We start from the raw sequence: 19061 nt of genomic DNA on the forward strand, positions 1-19061 counted from the left end.
CAGTTGTACGAAAAGCCCTATCCTTGCGGTAGGGCTTTTTTGTTTTTGCGCAGCGCGCAGCAGCTTTTCCAGGGGATTCTCCAGGCATGAAATTTTTCGACGAAGCCCGCATCGAGGTCATCGCCGGTGACGGCGGCAATGGCGTGGCGACCTTCCGCCGCGAGAAATACATCCCCAAGGGCGGCCCCGACGGCGGCGACGGCGGTCGCGGCGGCAGCATCCACGCGGTCGCCGACCGCAACCTCAACACCCTGATCGACTACCGCTACACGCGCGTCCACCGCGCAGAGCGCGGCGAGAACGGGCGCAGCCGCGACTGCTACGGCAAGGCCGGCGAGGACATCACGCTGCGCTTCCCGGTCGGCACGGTGATCACCGACCAGGACACCGGCGAGCTGATCGCCGACCTCGACGAGGACGGCAAGCAGGTCACCCTCGCCCACGGCGGCCGCGGCGGCCTGGGCAACATCCACTTCAAGTCGAGCGTCAACCGCGCGCCGCGGCAGAAGACGATGGGCCAGGAGGGCGAGCGCCGCAACCTCCAGCTGGAGCTCAAGGTGCTCGCCGACGTCGGCCTGCTCGGCATGCCGAACGCCGGCAAGTCCACCTTCATCCGCGCGGTATCGGCGGCCAAACCGAAGGTCGCGGACTATCCCTTCACCACACTGGCGCCCAACCTCGGCGTGGTGCGCACCGCCGAGTCGCGCAGCTTCGTGATCGCCGACATCCCCGGCCTGATCGAGGGCGCGGCCGAAGGCGCCGGGCTCGGCCACCAGTTCCTGCGCCACCTGTCGCGCACCCACCTGCTGCTGCACCTGGTGGATCTCGCCCCCTTCGACCCCGAGGTCGACCCGGTGCGTGAGGCGAAGGCGATCGTCGAGGAACTGCGCAAGTACGACGAATCGCTCCACGCCAAGCCGCGCTGGCTGGTGCTGAACAAGCTCGACCTCATCCCCGAGGAGGAGCGTGCAGAGCGCGTCGCAGCCTTCCTCGAGGCCTACGGCCCGGTCGAGCGCCACTTCGAGATCTCGGCGATCAACGGCGAAGGCTGTCGCGAGATCGTGTTCGCGGTGCAGGACTATCTCGACGCCGAGCGTGACCGCATCGAAGCCGAACGCGCCGCGCGCAAGGCCGAGGAAGAGGAACGCCTCGCCGCCGCAGCCGCCGCGCGTGCCGCCGCCGAGCTCGCGCTCACCGAGAACGACGAGGAAGAGCCGGGTCTGGCCGACGCGTCCGACGCCCTGCCCGAGGACGAAGACAGCGAATTCGACAACGACGAAAGCCGCGGCCACTGAGCGCCGCGCCCTGCCGCCCACCGCCCCAGCCATCATGAGAAATCGCATCAAGAACGCGCGTCGCCTCGTCGTCAAGGTGGGCAGCGCGCTGGTCACCAACAACGGCGCCGGTCTCGACAAGGCGGCGCTCGCCGACTGGGCGCGCCAGATCGCCGCGTTGCGCGCCGAAGGCCGCGAGATCCTGCTCGTCTCCTCGGGCTCGATCGCGGCCGGCATCCAGCGCCTGGGCTGGAAGAAGCGTCCGCACGAGATCCACAGGCTGCAGGCCGCCGCGGCGGTGGGCCAGATGGGCCTGGTCGAGGCCTACGAGAAGGCCTTCGCCGCCGAGGGTCTGCAGACGGCGCAGATCCTGCTGACCCACGAAGACCTCAGCGACCGCACCCGCTACCTCAACGGCCGCTCGACGCTGCATACCCTCCTCGAACTCGGCGTGGTGCCGATCATCAACGAGAACGACACCGTGGTCACCGACGAGATCAAGTTCGGCGACAACGACACCCTCGGCGCGCTGGTCGCGAACCTGGTCGAGGCCGAGGCCCTGATCATCCTCACCGACCAGCAGGGCCTGTACACTTCCGACCCGCGCAGCAACCCCGACGCCACCCTGATCTCCGAGGGCCGCGCCGAGGACCGCCGCTATGAGGCGATGGCGGGCGGCGCCGGCAGCGGCATCAGCAAGGGCGGCATGATCACCAAGATCCGCGCCGCCCAGCGCGCGGCGCGCAGCGGCGCCCACACCTGCATCGCCAGCGGCCGCGAGCCCGACCCCCTGCTGCGACTGGCCGCCGGCGAACCCCTCGGCACCCTGCTCTACGCCACCAGCACCCCGCTGCAGGCGCGCAAGCAGTGGATCGCCGACCACCTGCAGCTCGCCGGCGATCTCGTCATCGACGACGGCGCGGTCGAGGCCCTGCGCCACGGCCGCAGCCTGCTGCCGGTGGGCGTGATCGAGGTGCGCGGCGACTTCAAGCGCGGTGCGGCGGTGGCCTGCCGCAGCGTCAGCGGCGAAGAGGTCGCGCGCGGGCTGGTCAACTACAGCGCGGCCGAGTGCCGCCGCATCGCGCGCCGGCCGACGGCGGAGATCGAGAAGCTGCTGGGGTATGTGGATGCGCCGGAGGTGGTGCATCGGGACAATATGGTGAAGTGTTAGACGCTTCGGCGCGGATTCACAAGGGCACCAGCGCAAAAAAATGCCTGCGACAATGTCGCAGGCATTTCGCTGAGGAACCTAGCGCGTTCAGGCGCTCTTGCGGCGACGTGAGAGACCCAGACCCAGCAGGCCGAGTCCAGCCAGCGCGATGGTACCCGGCTCGGGGACCTCGCTGAAGCGATACTGACCGTTGTTGCTGAGGATGAAGTCTCCCGGCGGGGTGTTGGTACCCGCCGCGACACCACCAAACTCCTGCGTGTACAGTTCGCCCATGATTTCAGTTATGACGTTAGGCGACGGATTAGCAACTTGCGAAGCGTTGGTGGTGACGAAGCCGAACAGTAGCTCCGATCCCACCATGGTCGACAGGTCGATACCGTCCTCATTGAAGAAATACCCCGCGGCAAGGTTCGTCGCCTTGAAGGTCAGCGAAATTTCACCGTTCGGGAGACCGGCGGATCCGATCTGCCCGGTACCTTCCGTCAGCAGGAAATCGGCGATCAGCGTGCCGTCGTCGGCGCCGAAGATGCCGGTGGTCGAACCGAAATTGGCAGTGGTGTCCGAGTACATCTGGAAGGAGCCCGCATTGAACGCGAGTGACCCACCCAGCTGACCCGAGCCGGTTCCCGAGAAGATCGCGGTGATCTGCGCCTCGCTCGGCATCACGTTCGTGCCGTCAGCGGTAGGAACAACGTATGCGCCAGCGTTCTCGAAGGTGAAGTTCGTGGCATCAGAGAAGGTGTTCTCGACGTAGCTGGCCCCGACCATGTCCAAAAACTCACTTACGAGAATAGTGCCACCCGCAGCAGCACCATTGGTGTCAAAGGTCCAGTTGCTGAGGAAGGCTGCGTTGGCGGCACCCGAGGCGAAGGCCGCACCAACCGCACCGGCGAGAACGAGTTTCTTCAAGACTTTCATGGCGATCTCCGAATAGTCCAGGGTTTTGTTTCAACGAGGGGAACCCCCCTTCAAACTCTTCTGCTCCTTGCTCCCCCACCACAGCGAACCACACGAGGCCGGGATCACAAGACAGCTTGCTTCAGACTGCTGCAAGCCATACTAAGCAAGTCGGATGCCATAAAACTCAAAATCACCTCACTACATTGTTTATATTGTATTTTTTTGGTTAATCGGTGGCGTACGACCGCTGAATTTTTGTCATCATGTAAGAAATACCGACACATTGAGAATCCATGCTTCCGTGTCGGGCAGCACAGGGCAATGCCGAGGCCGCTTTTCGAACGCCTCGCCCCGCCGCTAAGCTATCCACCGCTATTGGTGGTGCCGAGATCCGAGGAGAACACCTTGCAGCAAGGAACAAACGTCACAGGTCGTGCAAATGCGGTGGTCGAGCGCGTGGCCGTCACCTCCAGGGAGGATGTCCTCGGACTGGTCGAGCGCGCACGCCAGAAGAACACGCCCTTGTATCCTGTCTCCACCGGCTTGAACTGGGGTTATGGCTCCTGGTCCCCCGTCGTACCGGGATGCACCTTGCTGGATATGAGCGGCATGAACCGCATCCTCAATGCAGACGACATCTCAGTTGACAACCCGGTGGCCATCGTCGAGCCCGGCGTGACGCAGGGCCAGCTTTCCGACTTCCTTCAGGAGCACTGCCCCGCCCTGACCTTCAACGTCACCGGCGCCGGTCGTGACACCAGCATCATCGGCAACGCCCTCGACCGCGGCGTCGGCTACTTCGGGCCGCGCAAGGACGACCTCTTCGGCCTGGAGGTCGTCACCGGCACCGGCGAGATCGTGCGCACCGGCTTCAGGCGCCTGGGGGACGAGTCCCCGCTCGCCCACAGCCACCCCTTCGGCCTCGGCCCGATGCTCGACGGTCTCTTCTTCCAGAGCAACTTCGGCATCGTCACCAGCGCCTGCTTCCGCCTGCGCCCGCGCCGCCCGCGCGAGGTCGCGGTGTCGCTGGCGCTGCGTCGCGACGAGGATTTGCCGGCCTTCATCGACGCACTGGCACGCCTCAAGCGCGAGGGCCTGCTGACCTCGGTAACGCACATCGGCAACCGTGCCCGCACGGTATCCACGCTGAGCTACGGCGTCACCCGCTACCTCGAGGACGAGTGCGGCTTCGACCCCACTGCCGCAGCCGCCGAGGCGGACCGGGCGATGAAGGTGGTCGCCCCGCACGAATGGACCAGCCTGGCCTCGGTTTCCGGGAATCCGGGACAGGTCAGGGCGGCGATTCGCGAAATCCGCCAGCGGACCCGCAGGATCGCCCGCCTCATGGTCATCACCGAGCGCCTGCTCGACGTCGGCTACGCCGTGACCCACCGCCTTCGCTCGATTCCCTTCATGCGCGCCAACGCTGCCGCAATCGCGGCCACGCGACCGCTGCATCGCCTGGCGCTCGGCGTGCCGACCGACATTCCCATCCAGAACCTGCTGTGGAAATTCGGCCACCCGAACGACCGCGCAGTGGAGCTCGACGCCTCGCGTTGCGGACTGCTGTTCATCAGCCCCGCCCTGCCCCTCGACGGCCGACTCGCCTGCGAGGTGGTCAACGGCCTGCAGGAGGTTGCAGCGCGTCACGGCCACATCCTCTACATGACGCTCAACATCGAAACCGAAACTTCTCTGGTCGCGGTGATCAACCTGCTGTTCGACCGTAGCGTGCCCGAGGAGATCGAACGCGCACACCGCTGTGCCGACGATCTTCTCGATTACATGCGCGGGCGGGGACTCGAGCCCTACCGCGCGCGGGCCGACATGATGGAGAAGATCGTGGCGGCCGACCCGGAGTACTGGCGCCTGATCCACAAGCTGAAAACCGTCTTCGACCCTGACAATGTCATCGCGCCGGGGCGCTACGGCCTTGCATCCGGCATGGATAAGGAGCGATGATCTTGTAACCGCGCGTTTCACGCACCCGGTCCTGCAGTTGCGCCGAGATACGACGGCCTGGACGCACCGAAGGCGCCAAGTGACCTCCCGCGATTACCTTCGCCCGTTGCGCTGACTTGCCCCCCTTTTTCCTTCGCGATAGACGTACCCCTCCGCCCATGTCAGAACACTCAACAGCCCGGACCATGCAGACCTCCGCACGTCGCGACCTCAGCCAGGGCTTCAACAACTATTTCCGCATCGATCGGGTTGTGGAAGGCCCCTTGCTCGACGAAGTGTTCCATGTGCGTCACGAGGTCTATTGCGAGGATCTCGGCTTCGAACCCGAGCGACCGGATCGCCGCGAGGTGGATCCCTACGACGCCCACAGCGTGCATTGCCTGTTGCGTACGGCCGCCGCCCCGCATACACGGGTTGGCTGTACCCGGATCGTGCTGACGGATCCCGCCGACCCATACGCGCCCCTGCCTTTCGAGCGCTCCTGCGCCGCGACGCTCGACCGTTCGATCGTCGACCCGGCAAGGCTGCCGCGCGGAAGCATCGCCGAGATCTCCCGCCTCGCCGTCCGCGCCCAATACCGCCGCCGCAAGGGCGAAGAACACACCGCCGTCGCGATTCAGGAACAGGACTTCACCGCCTTCGGCGCGCAACAGCGTTTCCCCTTCATCCCCACCAGCCTGCTGCTGGGCGCGGTCGCACTCGCCGAGCACAACGATGTCGAAACCATATTCGTCCTGACCGAGCCGAGGCTCGCGGCGCACTTCTCACACCTTGGCGTGGAGGTCCGGCAGATCGGCGCCGCGATCTCTCATCGGGGCACCCGCGTGCCCTCGGTGATGCATATCGAAGAGATCATCCGCAACATGCGCAGCCTGATCAGGCCCCTCTGGGAGATCGTCCGCCAGCAGATCCGGGAGGGCTCCGGTCCGGTCTGATCGGTCGAGATCGCCTCCCACGCCTCATCTCCCAGCCCCCAGACCCTTTGGAAAGCAAAAAGGCCCGCGACCGCGGGCCTTCTTCACCTTACGCGAGGGCTGGCTCAGCTCTTCAACACGTTCCTGATCTGCTCCAGCGTGCTGGCGTCGTCGATGGTGGCGACGTCGCCCGCGTCGCGTCCTTCGGCCATGGCCTGGATCGAGCGGCGAAGCATCTTGCCGGAGCGGGTCTTGGGCAGGGCGGTGACGAAATGCACCCGGCTCGGGCGGGCGATGGCGCCGAGCTGGTCGTCGACCGTCTTCATGACCTCCTTCTCGAGCGCGGCGCGCTTCTCGGCGGTGTCGGTGCGGCTGGCGTCCTTCACCACGGCGAAGGCCATCGGCATCTGGCCCTTGAGCTCGTCCTGCACGCCGACCACCGCGACTTCGGCGATCGCCGGATGTGCCTGCACCGCCTCCTCGATCTCGCGCGTGCCGAGCCGGTGGCCGGCGACGTTGATGACGTCGTCCATGCGGCCGAGGATGGTGTGGTAGCCCTCCTCGTCCTTGATGCCCCAGTCGGAGGACGAATACACCACCGGGTTGGTGAACAGGCTGAAGTAGGTGGATACGAAGCGCTCGTCCTGGCCCCAGACGGTGCTCAGGCAGCCCGGCGGCAGCGGCGGCACGACGCCGACGATGCCCTTCTCGTTGGGACCGCATTCGCTGCCGTCCTCGCGGAAGATGCGCAGGTCGTAGCCATACACCGGGAAGCTCGGCGAGCCGTACTTGACCGGGGTGTCCTCGACGCCGCGCACCGCGGCCATCATCGGCCAGCCGGTCTCGGTCTGCCAGTAGTTGTCGATCACCGGCACCTTGAGCGCACTCATGATCCACTCGTGTGTCGGCTGGTCGAGCGGCTCGCCGGCGAGGAAGAGGTGGCGCAGCGACGACAGGTCGTACTTGCTGAGGTAGGCGGGGTCCTGCTTCTTCAGCACGCGGGCGGCGGTCGGCGCGGAGAACATCACGCTGACCTTGTACTTCTCGACGATCTGCCACCAGATGCCCGCGTCGGGGCGCAGCGGCGTGCCTTCGTACATGATCGTGGCCATGCCGCCAATCAGCGGGCCGTAGATGATGTAGCTGTGGCCGACCACCCAGCCGATGTCGGAGGTGCAGAAGAAGGTCTCGCCCGGCTTGCCCATGAAGATGAGCGGGATCGACGAGGCGAGTGCGACACAGTAGCCGCCGACATCGCGCTGCACGCCCTTCGGCTTGCCGGTGGTGCCCGAGGTGTAGAGGATGTAGCTCGGCTCGGAGGACTCCAGCCAGGTGACCGGGACGCGCGCGTCGATGTGCTTCTCGCGCAGCGTGGCATAGTCGAGGTCACGGCCCTCGACGCGGGGGAAATCCTTGTCCAGGCCGCGATCGACGATGAGGACGCGCGCGGGTGGGAATTCGGCCAGCTTGCAGGCCTCGTCCACCAGGTGCTTGTACGGCACCGGCTTGCCATTGCGCATGCCCGCATCGGCGCACACCATCAGCACCGGCTTGGCGTCGTCGATGCGGGTCGCCAGCGAGTGCGCGGCGAAGCCGCCGAACACCACCGAGTGGATCGCACCGATGCGGGCGCAGGCGAGCATCGCGAAGCAGGCCTCGGGAATCATCGGCATGTAGATCAGGACGCGGTCGCCCTTCTTGACGCCGAACTCCTGGTAGATCGCCGCCATGCGCTCGACCTCGCGCTGAAGCTCCGCGAAGGTGTAGATCCGCTCCTCGTCGGTCTCGGTCGACAGGTAGATCAGCGCGCGATCGTCCGGGCGCTCGGCGGCGTGGCGATCGACCGCGTTGTAGCAGAGGTTGGTCTCGCCGCCCTTGAACCACTTGACGAAGGGAGGGTGCGAGAAATCGCAGATCTGCTCCGGCTGCTTGTTCCAGTGCACCAGCTGCGCCTGCTCGGCCCAGAAGGCGTCGCGATCCTCGATCGAGCGACGGTGGAATTCCTTGTACGTGGTCATAGCCCTCCTCTCCCTTTCAGATTCCCTCAATCCACGATGAAGGCGACAGCGCGGGGCGTCCCCGCCCGGTCGCCGCTATGGCATCGGGTGCACGGCTCCGCCGTTCACCCCGGCGACTCCCGCCTCCTTGTCGATCTGTTTGAGTCTGCTCAACGGGATGTCGCAGCCAAGCCGCGATTCTATCAAGTCGAGCAGCGGCGCGAGGGCCGCGATCACCGCCGGCAGCCGCGCGGCGACCGCCTCCGTGTCGCCACGTTGCAACTGCCTGAGCACCGCGTCGATGCTGGTGAGCTCACGCCTCGCGCTCGCCAGCGAAACCTCGCTGACCTCGCCCCGATCGGCGAACACCCGGTTTCCGCCCGCCGCCCGGCCGTTCTCGGCGCGCCCCACCGCGACGCCGATCAGCTCGCTGACCGAGGCGAGGCCATCCACCGCGGAATTGGCGACACCGATGGTGACGGTGATGCCGATCCGCTCGCCGCGATAGCTCAGCACCAGCTTCTCCAGGGCCTGCTGCAGGCGCAGGGCGAAGGCACAGCTCGCCGCGAGTTCGCTGCCGTGGGCGAGCAGGACGAACTGCGCCGGCGACAGCTGGGCCACCGAATCCTCGCTCCGCACCCGGGAGGCGAGAATCTCGGAGAGCTTGCGTCCCACCAGTCCGGCGACCTGCGCCCCGTGCCGCTCCACGAGTTCGCGAAAGCGATCGATCTCGACCACGAGCACCGACAGGTTCGCCCCATGGCGGCGGGCGTAGGCGAGGTCCTGCTCGGCGCGCCACTTGAGGTAGGACTCGTTCACCAGGCCGCTCACCGGATCGATCGCGCTCTGGCGGGCGAGCGCGGCGCGGCTGGCCTCGAGCTCGCGCTCGGTCTGCGCCAGGCGCAGCAGCGACTCGAGCGCCGACAGCAGCTCGGCGCTGCCCGAGCCCTTGGTGATGAAGCCGTTGGCGCCGAGCGCGGCCGCACGCTCGCGCGCGGAATCGTCTTCCTCACCGGAAATGATCAGCACCGGCAGGCTGCTGATCCGCGCCACCCGCGCGCTGCGGATGCGCTCGAGCAGGCCGTAGCCGTCGAGCCTCGGCATGCCGATGTCGGTGAGCACGAGCTGCACCGCCGGGTCGACCAGCAGCGCCTCCCACGCCGCCTCACCGTCGCCCTCCTCCCTCACCTCGAAGCGGCCGCGGATGTGCTTGATGATCGACGAGCGCACCATGCGCGAGTCGTCGACCACGAGGATCCGCGGCAGCGCCTCAGTCATGGATCCGCACCACCGTGCGGCCCTTCGCCTTGCCGGCGATGAAGGCGTCGAACGCGGCGGGCAGCTCGTCGAAGGCGATGGTGCGGGTGACTTCGGCCAGGTGGCGCGGCTTGAGGTCGGTGGCGAGCCGGTCCCACACGCGCTGCCGGGTGGGAAAGCCCATGTAGCCCGAATCGACGCCGAGCAGGCTGACGCCGCGCAGGATGAAGGGGAACACCGTGGTGTTGATGTTGAAGCTGGCGGCATTGCCGATGCTCGCCACCGTGCCCGCCTGCTTCATCGTCGCCAGCACCCAGTGCAGGATCTGACCGCCGACGTTGTCGACCGCGCCCGCCCACTGCGCCGCTTCGAGCGGGCGCACCTTGTCGAAATCGATCGAGGCGCGCAGCTTGATCTCGGCCGCGCCGAGCATCTTCAGGTAGTCGCTCTCGGCCTCCTTGCCGGTCAGCGCGACCACGTGGTAGCCGAGGCGCGCGAGCATGTCGATTGCCAGGCCGCCGACGCCGCCGGTGGCGCCGGTGACGATCACCGGACCGTTGGCGGGCGCGAGGCCGTTGTCCTCCATCCGTACGATGCCGAGCGCCGCGGTGAAGCCGGCGGTGCCGAGCGCCATCGCCTCGAAGAGGTCGAGCCCCGCGGGCAGCGGCACCACCCAGCCTGCCGGCACGCGAGCGTACTCCGCATAGCCGCCGTGGTGGGCGACGCCGATGTCGAAGCTGGTGACGATGACCTTGTCGCCCGGCTTGAAGCGCGGATCTGCGCTCTCCACCACCTCGCCCGACAGGTCGATGCCGCCCACGCAGGGGAAGCGCCGGATGATCTTGCCCGCGCCGGTGGCGGCGAGCGCATCCTTGTAGTTGATGCTCGAGTAATGGACCCGGATCAGCACCTCGCCGGCGTCGAGCTCCGCGGACGTCATCGTCGTCATGGCGCTGACGACCTTGCGGTCGTCGCCCTGGTTGATCACGAAGGCCTTGAACGGGTTCATGCGGTCTGTCTCCCTGGATTTCGCACCGCCACGACGCGACCTCCGCGCCGGGCCTGCCTCGACGAAAGTATAGCGAAGCCCGCCCCGCCCTCAGCCACAGAAGACCAGGTTGGTGAAATCGATCAGCATCGAGGGGTGCTGGTAGGCGAGGAAGGCGAGCGCGAGCACCGTGCCCGCGAGGGCCGCGGCGGCGAGGATCAGCAGGACACGGAGCAGCTTCATGAGCCGCTCGCGCTGCCGGGGGTGCTGACGGGATGGAGGGTCATGGCGATCAATTCGGGCAAGCCTGTGCGCAAGCTCACGCTGCCGCGGCGGCAGCGCTGTGGGGAGCCGATGCCGCAAGTATAAGATGCGCGGATCGCACCCGGAGTCCGCTTCATGAGCATCAGCGCAGCCGTCCTGCTCGCCCTCGTCCTCCTCGTCCTGCTCTACGGCGTCGTGATCTACAACGCGCTGGTGCGCCTGCGCCATGCGGTCGACCGCGCGTGGGCGAACATCGACGTGCTGCTCAAGCAGCGACACGACGAGCTGCCCAAGCTGGTCGAGGTGTGCCGCCAGTACGCCCAGTTCGAGCAGGCCACCCTCGCGCGCGTGACCGAGGCCCGCGCCAGCGTCGCGAAGGCCCGCGCGGCCCACGACGTCGCCGCGCTCGGGGCCGCCGAAGGCGCGCTGCGCAGCGGTCTCGGGCAGATCTTCGCGGTCGTCGAGGCCTACCCCGAGCTGCGCGCCAACGAGCACTTCATGCAGTTGCAGAGCCGCATCACCGCACTCGAGAATGCGATCGCCGACCGCCGCGAGTGGCTCAACGAGGCCGTGAATGTGCATAACGTGCGGATCGAGCAGTTCCCCGACCTCGTCGTCGCCCGGCTGCTCGGCTACACGCGCCAGCCCCTGCTGCAGTTCGCCAGCGCCGAAAAGGCCGACGTGGACCTGAGGGCGCTGTTCGGCGGCTGAACCCCGCACCCGCCCCGCCCCGATGCTCGTCCGCCTGCGACGCGACCGGCTCGTTGCGCTGCTGCCGCTCGCGCAGCTCGGCCTGCTCGCCTTTGCGCTACGCGCCGACATCACGCTCGGCACTCTCGTCGCGCTCGGGGCGCTGCTCGCGAGCGGCCTCCTCGGCTGGTTCCACGCGCTCGGTCACGCGCGCCTGATCGCGGACACGCCGACCGCCCGCATTGCCTCCGCGCCCCAGGGCTACGGCGAACTGCGCGGCCGCGGCCGCCCGCTCGACGGCACGCCGCTGCTGTCGCCGGTCAATGGCTTGCCGGTGCTCTGGTACCGGCTGGTGACCGAATGCCGCGGCGCCGACGGCAAGTGGCGGCGCGAGCGCAGCCACGAGAGCGACGCCTCCTTCCTGCTCGAGGACGGCAGCGGCGTGTGCGCGGTCGATCCCGACGGCGCGGAGATGCTGGTACGCCGGCGCGATGTCTTCCGTCGCGGCGAGCTGCGCCAGACCCAGTGGTCGCTGATCCGCGGCGATGCGATCTACGTGCTCGGCGAATTCCACACCTTGGGCAGCGTCACGCCCGGACTCGACCGCGCGACGCGCATGCGGGCGCTGCTGGCGGAATGGAAGGCCGACCGCGCCGGCCTGCTCGCCCGCTTCGATGTCGACGGCAACGGCGAGATCGACCTGCGCGAATGGGAGCTCGCGCGCGCCGAGGCGAAGCGCCAGGCGGGCCGCGAGCAGGCCGAGGCCCTGCAGGCGCTCGAGGCGCACGTGGTGCGTCGGCCCGCCGATCGCCGCCGGCTCTTCCTGATCTCCGACCTCGATCCGGCCCGCATCGCCCGCCGCTATCGGCTATGGGCGGGGTTCCAGGCGGCGGTCGTCGTCACCGCTGCTGCCGCGGCGGCCTGGCTGCACCGCGTCGGCGCCTTCTAGCCCGCGTCGGCGCGCGTCTCGAGCACCTCCCAGCGCGCCAGCGCCGCCTCGATCTCGCCTTCAACCGCCTCCAGGCGCGCCTTCACCTGCGGCACGTCCTGCGGCGCCTGCTGATAGAGGGCAGGGTCGCCGAGGCGTGCCTGCAGTGTCGCCTGCTCCTCTTCGAGCGCGGCGATGCGCTCGGGCAGCGCCTCGAGCTCGCGCTTCTCGTTGAAGGACAGCTTGTTGCTGCGCGCGGGTGTGGCCTTCGCCGCCGCGGCGGCCGCCGGCTGGGCGCGGCGGGCCGCCTCGCGCGCGAGCTCGCGCTCGGCGGTTCGCTCGGCCTGCACCCGCTGCCACTCCTGATAGCCGCCCGCATATTCGCCCCAGCGGCCGTCGCCTTCGGCGGCGATCACCTGGGTGACGACGTTGTCGAGGAAGGCGCGGTCGTGGCTGACCAGGAACAGCGTGCCGTCGTAGCCGGCGAGCAGCTCCTCGAGCAGATCGAGGGTCTCGATGTCGAGGTCGTTGGTGGGCTCGTCGAGCACCAGCACGTTGGCGGGGCGGGCGAACAGCCGCGCCAGCAGCAAGCGGTTGCGCTCGCCGCCGGAGAGCGACTTCACCGGCGAGCGCGCCCGCTGCGGGGCGAACAGGAAGTCGCCGAGGTAGCCGATCACGTGCTTGCGCTCACCGGCGATCTCGACGTATTCCGAACCCGGGCTGATCACCTCGGTGAGCGGCAGCTCGGGGTCGAGCTGGGCGCGCATCTGGTCGAAATAGGCCACCGTCTGCCGCGTGCCGCGCCGCACCGTGCCCTCGTCGGCTGCGATCTCGCCGAGGATCAGCTTCAGCAGCGTGGTCTTGCCCGCGCCGTTGGGGCCGATGAAGCCGATGCGGTCGCCACGCAGGATGCGGGTGGAGAAGTCGCGCACGACGACGCGGTCGCCGTAGCGCTTGGTCACGTGCTGGAGCTCGGCGACCATCTGCCCGCCCTGGTCGCCGCGGTCCACCGCGAGGCTGACGTTACCGAGTCGGTCGCGCCGTGCCGCACGCTCGCGGCGCAGGGCCTCGAGTCGGCGCACCCGACCCTCGTTGCGCGTGCGTCGCGCCTCGACGCCCTTGCGGATCCACACTTCCTCCTGCGCCAGCAGCTTGTCGAAGCGCGCGGCGAACTTCGCCTCGGCCTCGAGCTCCTCGGCCTTGCGCCGCAGGTAGTCGGCGAAGCGGCCAGGATAGCTGGCGAGCTGGCCGCGGTCGAGCTCGATGATGCGGGTGGCGACGTTGTCGAGGAAGACGCGATCGTGGGTGATGACGATGACCGCGCCGCGGAAATCACGGATCAGCCCCTCGAGCCAGACGATGCCGTCGAGGTCGAGATGATTGGTCGGCTCGTCGAGCAGCAGCAGGTCGGGCTCGGCGACCAGCGCGCGCGCGAGCGCGACGCGCTTGATTCCACCCCCCGAAAGGCTGGACACTCTCGCGTCGCTCGGGAGCGCGAGCTTTTCGAGCATCTGCTCCACGCGCTGGTTCAGCCGCCAGGCGTCGGCCGCCTCGACCGCGTGCTGCAGGGTGTCGAGGCGCGCCATCGCTTCCGGCCCGGCATGCTCGGACACCGCGACCATTGCCGCGTGGTAATCGACCAGCAGGCGCGCCGCGTCGCCCAGGCCATCGGCCACGGTCGAGAACACATCGCCGTCGAGCTCGAAATCGGGTTCCTGCGGCACATAGGCGGTGACCAGCCCGGTCTCGCGCCAGACGCGGCCGTCGTCCAGGCTCGCCTGCCCGGCGATTGCACGCAGCAGGCTGGATTTGCCCGAACCGTTGCGCCCGATGAGGGCGACGCGTTCGCCGGCGTCGAGCTGGAACGAGGCGTGGTCGAGCAGGTCGACATGGCCGAACGCGAGACAGGCATTTTCTACGGAGAGCAGCGGCATGAGCGAATGCCGGCACACGGCCGGCCCTTGCAAGGGAACCTTGCATTTTAGCCGAGCCGGCCTTCCCGCGGGCCGGCGCGGATATTGCACTGCATCATTTGCCGTACAATTCACGCCATGAAAAAGATCGCCCGCACGCTCGACGAGTTTCTTCCACGCATCGCAGACGCCGATATCGACCCCGCCCTGAAGTGGGCGGCGATCGTCGACCACCTGCGGCCGCGACGGGCGACGGACGTCGCCTGCGCCGCGGCGCGCCTGCGCGAGCTCACCGAGCATCTCGGACGCCACCCGGAGCTGCGCGAGCGCATGCAGACGTCGCTCGCGCGCCTGTTCCGCGAGCGCGCCCAGGTGTCGTTGTATGCCTCCTCCGGGCTGCTGCCGTCGACCGGCTTTTTCTCCGAGATGGGGCGGCGAATCTCCAACCGCTTGTTGCCCGAGGTGATCGACACCGATTACCTGAAGGACATGTTGTCGGCGATCTTTCCGCGCCGCGACGACGAAGTCTGGGTCACGGGCATCGACGACGAGGTGTGGCTGGCCTTCCTCGGCGTGCTGCTCGCCGAGCAGCAGCCGATGGACGAGACCGACGCCAGCGATCTGCCCCACGGCGTCACCGAGATCCTCGAGAGCCTGCGCGTGCTGTCCTACCACATCGCGGCGATCGGCCTCGATCCCGAGCTGGTGCGGATCGACCCCAACCTCGAAGAGCACGAGTCGCCCTTCCTCGCCCAGAACGCGGAGCTGCTGACCTACATCGGCCACTACACCAGCTGGTGGAGCACGCCCGGCGCGCTCATCGAGGACGAACGCCACCTGACGGTGATGCTCGACCAGTGCTCCGAGGTCCTGAACCGGGTCCGCCGGCGCTCGATGAAGCTCGGCACCAGCCTCACGCTCACCTTCAAGCTCGAGCGCCTGCAACAGCACCTGGCGCGCATGATCAAGCTCCTCGCCCTCCTCAACGGACTACGCCGGCGACGCGTACTGATCGACATCGCGCCCGGCCTGGTAAGCCTGTTCAAGGAGCTGGTGCGCGCCGAGTGCCGCAAGAACAACCTGTCCGACTATCTCGGCAAGAACGTCGAGCTGCTCTCGCTGCGCATGACCGAGAGCGCGAGCAAGACCGGCGAGCACTACATCACCAGCACGCGCAGCGAGTATTTCATGATGTTCGCGTCGGCGGCGCTGGGTGGCGCGATCATCGCGCTAATGTCGGCGCTGAAGATCCTGATCGGCAACCAGGGCTTCGCTCCGCTCAACGAGACCCTCGCGATCTGCCTCAACTACGGGCTCGGCTTCGTACTGATCCACATCCTCGGCGGCACGGTGGCGACCAAGCAGCCGGCGATGACCGCGAACGCAATCGCGGCCTCGATCGGCGAGGCGAGCGGCAAGACGCGCGACCTCGACTCGCTCGCCGACATCGTGGTGCGCACGGTGCGCAGCCAGATCGCGGCGATCCTCGGCAACATCGGCCTGGCGATCCCGGTCGCGATCCTGGTCGGGCTGGCGATCCACGAGGCGACCGGCGCCCACTTCGTGCCGCCCTACAAGGCCCAGGAACTGCTCGGTGAGATCCACCCGCTCAGCGCCGCGCCGGTGTATGCGGCGATCGCCGGCGTATGCCTGTTCCTGTCGGGCCTGATCGCCGGCTACTACGACAACCTGTCGGCCTACAAGCGCATCCCCGAGCGCCTGCTGCAGCTCCAGTGGCCGCGCCGCCTGCTCGGCGAGCGGCGCATGCGCGCGGTGGCGGCCTACGTCGAGAACAACCTTGGCGCGCTCGCGGGGAACTTCTTCTTCGGCTTCCTGCTCGGCGGCACGACCGCGCTCGGCGTGCTGTTCGGCCTGCCGCTGGACATCCGCCACATCGCATTCTCCTCAGCCTACTTCGGCTACGCCAACACCGCGCTCGACTTCGGACTGCCGTGGGAGTACGCCCTTCTCACCTTCGGCGGCGTGATCCTGATCGGCATCGTCAACCTGACGATCAGCTTCTCGCTGACGCTCACGATGGCGATGCGCGCCCGCCGCATCAGCTTCGCCCAGAGCCGGACGCTGTTCCGCATCCTGGGCATGCGCCTGCTGACGCGCCCGCTCGAGTTCCTGATGCCGCCGCTGCTCGGCTCGCGCGCACCGGCGCCGGCACCAACGAAGGAAGCCAACGGCAAGGGCGCCACCCAGACCGCGCCGGCAAGCAAGCCGGAGCGCACCGACGCGAGGCCGGCCGCGGAGCAGAAGGCGGCCAGCGCGGCGACGGAAAAGCAGGTCCCCGGCGGGAATGGCGAACGCAAACCCCGCCCCGGCGGGCAATGAGCACGGACGCGGCAAGGCGCGCGAAGGCACTTGGTCGGCGACGGCCCTCCGGGCTAGAATGTCGCCCTCGCTCGCCATGGTTCAATGGATAGAACAAGCGCCTCCTAAGCGCTAGATCTGGGTTCGATTCCCGGTGGCGAGGCCAGACCGACGGCCTGCACACGTGCAGGCCGTCATCCTTTCCGCCGTCTCAGCGCACGGTGGCGAGCAGCGCGCGCAGATGCTCCACCGGAATCGCGTAGCTGATGCCCGACGGGTCGCTCAGCACATTCTCCTTGGTCGATTTGACGAACACCATGTTCATCACGCCGATCACCTCGCCGGAGGCCGGATCGAACAGGGGACTGCCGCTGTTGCCGGGATAGGCAGTGGCGTCGAGCTGATACACCCGAAACGCCTCGCCGGACAGCCGACGCACCAGGGCGGGATTGAGATCGCGGGCGCTGCCCTGCGGGATGCCGATCGGCGTGATCGCGGACACGATGCCGCGATGCGTCACCGGGGTGAGCCCAATGACGTTCCCGATCGGGAAGCCGGTGAACGCCACCTCCTGGCCCTCGCGCACGCCGTTCGGCCGTCCCAGCCGCAACGCCGCCAGTGGAGGACCGCCCTGCAGCCTGAGCACCGCCAGGTCCCGGCCGCGATCGGTGGCGACGGTCGACGCCGGTCGCACCGTCCCGCTGTGCGCATTTCCCGGCACCACCACCACCAGCTGCTCCATTCCTCCGGCATCGAGCTTGTCCGGGACGACGTGGGCATTGGTGGCAACCTCCATGCCGCTGCCGACGACGAAGCCGGTGCCACGGAAGCGGAAGGCCGGGCTGCGGGTGCGCTGATAGGTCCCGACCGCCACCACGGACGGCTTGACCTTGAGCAGGGTGTCGCTCAGTTGAGCCCGCGTGGGGGACGGCAGGACCGCGAGGCAGATGCCCGCCAGCAACGCCGCCAGCAGCCCGCGGCGCGAAGACTTCGTTTCACATTGGCGCACGCCCTCGCCGACGATCCATCTCACGACCCCATTTCCTCTTCGCTGATCGCACGCAGTTTTCGCAGGGCCGGGCTGGGCGCAGTGACCCGGTGATCGAAGGGATGAAGCGCATCGCCGACGAAGCCCACGATGCGCTCGACGTAGGCGCGGGTCTCACGGTAGGGAGGGACGCCGCCGTGGCGATTGACCGCGCCTTCGCCGGCGTTGTAGGCCGCCGCGGCAAGCCGGATGTCGCCTTCGAAATAGGCGAGCAGCCAGCGCAGATAGGCCAGGCCGCCACGGATGTTCTGCTCCGGGTCGTAGGGCTTGGTGACGTTGAAACGCTCGGCGGTCGCGGGAATCAGCTGCATGACCCCCATCGCGCTCTTGGGCGAGAGCGCCTGCGGATTGAGGTTGGACTCTGTGAGCGCGATCGCGAGCGCGAACTCGGGCTGGATGCCGTACTTGGGCGCAAGCTGCACGAGCAAACGGGCGACCTCGCGCCGGGAAGGCGACATCGAACCGATGAGCTTTTCCGGCGAAAGCGTGCCCGGGGTGCGGCCGGGAACGGGGTGCATGCAGTCGGGCAAGGCACCGGTATAGGGGCCGGTGAAGCGCGTCATGCGGGCCGCCTGGGGATGGCCGAGGAAGGCCGCCATCGCGAACAGTGTGCCTGCGTAGGCGTCGTTGCGGTCCATGCCGCGCCCGTTGGCGTACATCCAGCCGAGCGAATACATCGCTTCCGGATGGCCGTGGCGGGCGGATTCGCAGTAGATCGTTGCCGCACGCGCCATGTCCTGCGGCACGCCTTCCCCGTGTTCGAGAGCGAGCGCCTGTCGCAACAGCGCCTCGCCCTGCCCGCCGGTTGCTTCCGCCTTCCTGAGCGGCTCCGCCTGCGCCGGCGCTGCAACGAACAACGCCAGAGCAAAGCCGCCGAGAAAACTCCCGAAGCCCTTCACCACCCGGTCTCGCACCATCCTCGCCTCCCTTGCGACATGCGCACCCGGCCGGCTCGGACGTGCTTCACAGGCGCCAGACCGAGGCCCCTCCCGCCGCGAGTGCCTTCTTATCATGGCACGACTTTACATCTGCGAACACACCGCCGGGCTCGAGCCTGGCAAGCAGCTGCTGCGGCGGCATGTCGAGATAGGCCTGGTGACCCACCGCGGCGACGATCGCGGCGGCCACGGGCAACTCGTCCCAGTCGCGCAACTGCACGCCGTATTCGTGCATCGCCTCGTCCGCAGCGGCGACCGGATCGTGAACGTGGACCCGGCAGCCGTAGCTCTCGAGTTCGCGGATGACATCCACGACCTTGCTGTTGCGCAAGTCGGGACAGTTCTCCTTGAAGGTGAGGCCGAGCACGATCACGTCGGCACCCTTGATGCTCGAACCGGCGGCGATCATCTGCTTCACGGTCTGCTCGGCGATGTACTTGCCCATGCTGTCGTTGATGCGTCGCCCGGCCAGGATGACCTGCGGCTGGTAACCGATCA

General features: G+C 67.8%; 16 protein-coding genes and 1 tRNA gene. 8 read left to right on the forward strand and 9 right to left on the reverse strand.

Going from position 1 to position 19061, the window contains the following annotated elements; translation table 11 throughout:
* Positions 1 to 86: 86 nt before the first annotated feature.
* Entirely contained in the window at positions 87 to 1295 is a 1209-nt protein-coding gene (gene cgtA / locus BB334_RS07550; protein WP_068806646.1) for an Obg family GTPase CgtA, read from the forward strand.
* A gap of 34 nt (positions 1296 to 1329) precedes the next feature.
* Positions 1330 to 2445, forward strand: a complete 1116-nt coding sequence (gene proB, locus BB334_RS07555; protein WP_068806649.1) for a glutamate 5-kinase — start codon at positions 1330 to 1332, stop codon at positions 2443 to 2445.
* Positions 2446 to 2532: 87 nt separating this feature from the next.
* Here proB and pepA read toward each other — a convergent pair whose 3' ends face one another.
* Positions 2533 to 3363, reverse strand: a complete 831-nt coding sequence (gene pepA / locus BB334_RS07560; protein WP_068806652.1) for a flocculation-associated PEP-CTERM protein PepA — start codon at positions 3361 to 3363, stop codon at positions 2533 to 2535.
* A gap of 387 nt (positions 3364 to 3750) precedes the next feature.
* Between pepA and BB334_RS07565 the strand changes: the two genes are divergently transcribed.
* Complete coding sequence (locus tag BB334_RS07565; protein ID WP_158014376.1) at positions 3751 to 5307, forward strand: FAD-binding oxidoreductase; 1557 nt, start codon at positions 3751 to 3753, stop codon at positions 5305 to 5307.
* A gap of 185 nt (positions 5308 to 5492) precedes the next feature.
* Positions 5493 to 6242 carry a PEP-CTERM/exosortase system-associated acyltransferase gene (locus BB334_RS07570; RefSeq protein ID WP_068806659.1) on the forward strand — a complete coding sequence of 250 codons (750 nt, stop codon included), beginning with the start codon at positions 5493 to 5495 and terminating at the stop codon, positions 6240 to 6242.
* A 104-nt stretch (positions 6243 to 6346) separates the two neighbouring features.
* Here the strand turns inward: BB334_RS07570 and BB334_RS07575 are convergent, their stop codons facing one another.
* The 4 genes from BB334_RS07575 to BB334_RS18785 all read right to left on the reverse strand — a co-directional run bounded on the left by BB334_RS07575 (position 6347) and on the right by BB334_RS18785 (position 10706).
* Positions 6347 to 8239, reverse strand: a complete 1893-nt coding sequence (locus tag BB334_RS07575; RefSeq protein WP_068806662.1) for a propionate--CoA ligase — start codon at positions 8237 to 8239, stop codon at positions 6347 to 6349.
* A 75-nt stretch (positions 8240 to 8314) separates the two neighbouring features.
* Complete coding sequence (locus BB334_RS07580) at positions 8315 to 9496, reverse strand: GGDEF domain-containing response regulator (protein ID WP_068806665.1); 1182 nt, start codon at positions 9494 to 9496, stop codon at positions 8315 to 8317.
* On the reverse strand, positions 9489 to 10484 hold the full coding sequence (locus BB334_RS07585; RefSeq protein ID WP_068806668.1) for an oxidoreductase: 996 nt from the start codon (positions 10482 to 10484) through the stop codon (positions 9489 to 9491). The genes BB334_RS07580 and BB334_RS07585 overlap by 8 nt, the downstream gene beginning before the upstream one ends.
* A gap of 90 nt (positions 10485 to 10574) precedes the next feature.
* Entirely contained in the window at positions 10575 to 10706 is a 132-nt protein-coding gene (locus BB334_RS18785) for a hypothetical protein (protein WP_269798996.1), read from the reverse strand.
* 156 nt (positions 10707 to 10862) lie between these two features.
* On the opposite strand from BB334_RS18785, the gene BB334_RS07590 reads away from it, so the two are divergent.
* Positions 10863 to 11438, forward strand: coding sequence for a LemA family protein (locus tag BB334_RS07590; protein WP_068806671.1), 576 nt, complete (start codon positions 10863 to 10865; stop codon positions 11436 to 11438).
* 22 nt (positions 11439 to 11460) lie between these two features.
* Complete coding sequence (locus BB334_RS07595; RefSeq protein ID WP_068806674.1) at positions 11461 to 12366, forward strand: hypothetical protein; 906 nt, start codon at positions 11461 to 11463, stop codon at positions 12364 to 12366.
* Here the strand turns inward: BB334_RS07595 and BB334_RS07600 are convergent.
* Positions 12363 to 14279: an ATP-binding cassette domain-containing protein gene (locus BB334_RS07600; protein ID WP_068806678.1), complete on the reverse strand. Its 1917-nt coding sequence runs from the start codon at positions 14277 to 14279 to the stop codon at positions 12363 to 12365. The genes BB334_RS07595 and BB334_RS07600 overlap by 4 nt on opposite strands.
* A 117-nt stretch (positions 14280 to 14396) precedes the next feature.
* On the opposite strand from BB334_RS07600, the gene BB334_RS07605 reads away from it, so the two are divergent.
* On the forward strand, positions 14397 to 16598 hold the full coding sequence (locus BB334_RS07605) for a site-specific recombinase (protein ID WP_083200339.1): 2202 nt from the start codon (positions 14397 to 14399) through the stop codon (positions 16596 to 16598).
* Between the two features lie 70 nt (positions 16599 to 16668).
* A tRNA-Arg gene (locus BB334_RS07610) sits at positions 16669 to 16743 on the forward strand.
* 45 nt (positions 16744 to 16788) lie between these two features.
* Here BB334_RS07610 and BB334_RS07615 read toward each other — a convergent pair.
* The 3 genes from BB334_RS07615 to BB334_RS07625 all read right to left on the reverse strand — a co-directional run.
* A complete protein-coding gene (locus tag BB334_RS07615; protein WP_232756684.1) occupies positions 16789 to 17610 on the reverse strand; it encodes a S1 family peptidase in 822 nt (273 codons plus the stop codon).
* Entirely contained in the window at positions 17607 to 18542 is a 936-nt protein-coding gene (locus BB334_RS07620; RefSeq protein WP_068806681.1) for a transglycosylase SLT domain-containing protein, read from the reverse strand. Before BB334_RS07620 ends, BB334_RS07615 begins: the two co-directional genes overlap by 4 nt.
* A gap of 46 nt (positions 18543 to 18588) precedes the next feature.
* Positions 18589 to 19061: UDP binding domain-containing protein (locus tag BB334_RS07625; protein ID WP_332835032.1), on the reverse strand; the 473-nt coding region annotated here is incomplete at its 5' end.

Source organism: Thauera phenolivorans, from assembly GCF_001696715.1.
Classification (GTDB): Bacteria; Pseudomonadota; Gammaproteobacteria; order Burkholderiales; family Rhodocyclaceae; genus Thauera; species Thauera phenolivorans.

Coding starts and splice junctions, on each gene's coding strand:
- cgtA (WP_068806646.1), top strand. CDS start 87: ATGAAATTTTTCGACGAAGCCCGCATCGAGGTCATCGCCGGTGACGGC.
- proB (WP_068806649.1), top strand. CDS start 1,330: ATGAGAAATCGCATCAAGAACGCGCGTCGCCTCGTCGTCAAGGTGGGC.
- pepA (WP_068806652.1), bottom strand. CDS start 3,363: ATGAAAGTCTTGAAGAAACTCGTTCTCGCCGGTGCGGTTGGTGCGGCC.
- BB334_RS07570 (WP_068806659.1), top strand. CDS start 5,493: ATGCAGACCTCCGCACGTCGCGACCTCAGCCAGGGCTTCAACAACTAT.
- BB334_RS07575 (WP_068806662.1), bottom strand. CDS start 8,239: ATGACCACGTACAAGGAATTCCACCGTCGCTCGATCGAGGATCGCGAC.
- BB334_RS07580 (WP_068806665.1), bottom strand. CDS start 9,496: ATGACTGAGGCGCTGCCGCGGATCCTCGTGGTCGACGACTCGCGCATG.
- BB334_RS07585 (WP_068806668.1), bottom strand. CDS start 10,484: ATGAACCCGTTCAAGGCCTTCGTGATCAACCAGGGCGACGACCGCAAG.
- BB334_RS18785 (WP_269798996.1), bottom strand. CDS start 10,706: ATGAAGCTGCTCCGTGTCCTGCTGATCCTCGCCGCCGCGGCCCTCGCG.
- BB334_RS07590 (WP_068806671.1), top strand. CDS start 10,863: ATGAGCATCAGCGCAGCCGTCCTGCTCGCCCTCGTCCTCCTCGTCCTG.
- BB334_RS07595 (WP_068806674.1), top strand. CDS start 11,461: ATGCTCGTCCGCCTGCGACGCGACCGGCTCGTTGCGCTGCTGCCGCTC.
- BB334_RS07600 (WP_068806678.1), bottom strand. CDS start 14,279: ATGCCGCTGCTCTCCGTAGAAAATGCCTGTCTCGCGTTCGGCCATGTC.
- BB334_RS07605 (WP_083200339.1), top strand. CDS start 14,397: ATGAAAAAGATCGCCCGCACGCTCGACGAGTTTCTTCCACGCATCGCA.
- BB334_RS07620 (WP_068806681.1), bottom strand. CDS start 18,542: ATGGTGCGAGACCGGGTGGTGAAGGGCTTCGGGAGTTTTCTCGGCGGC.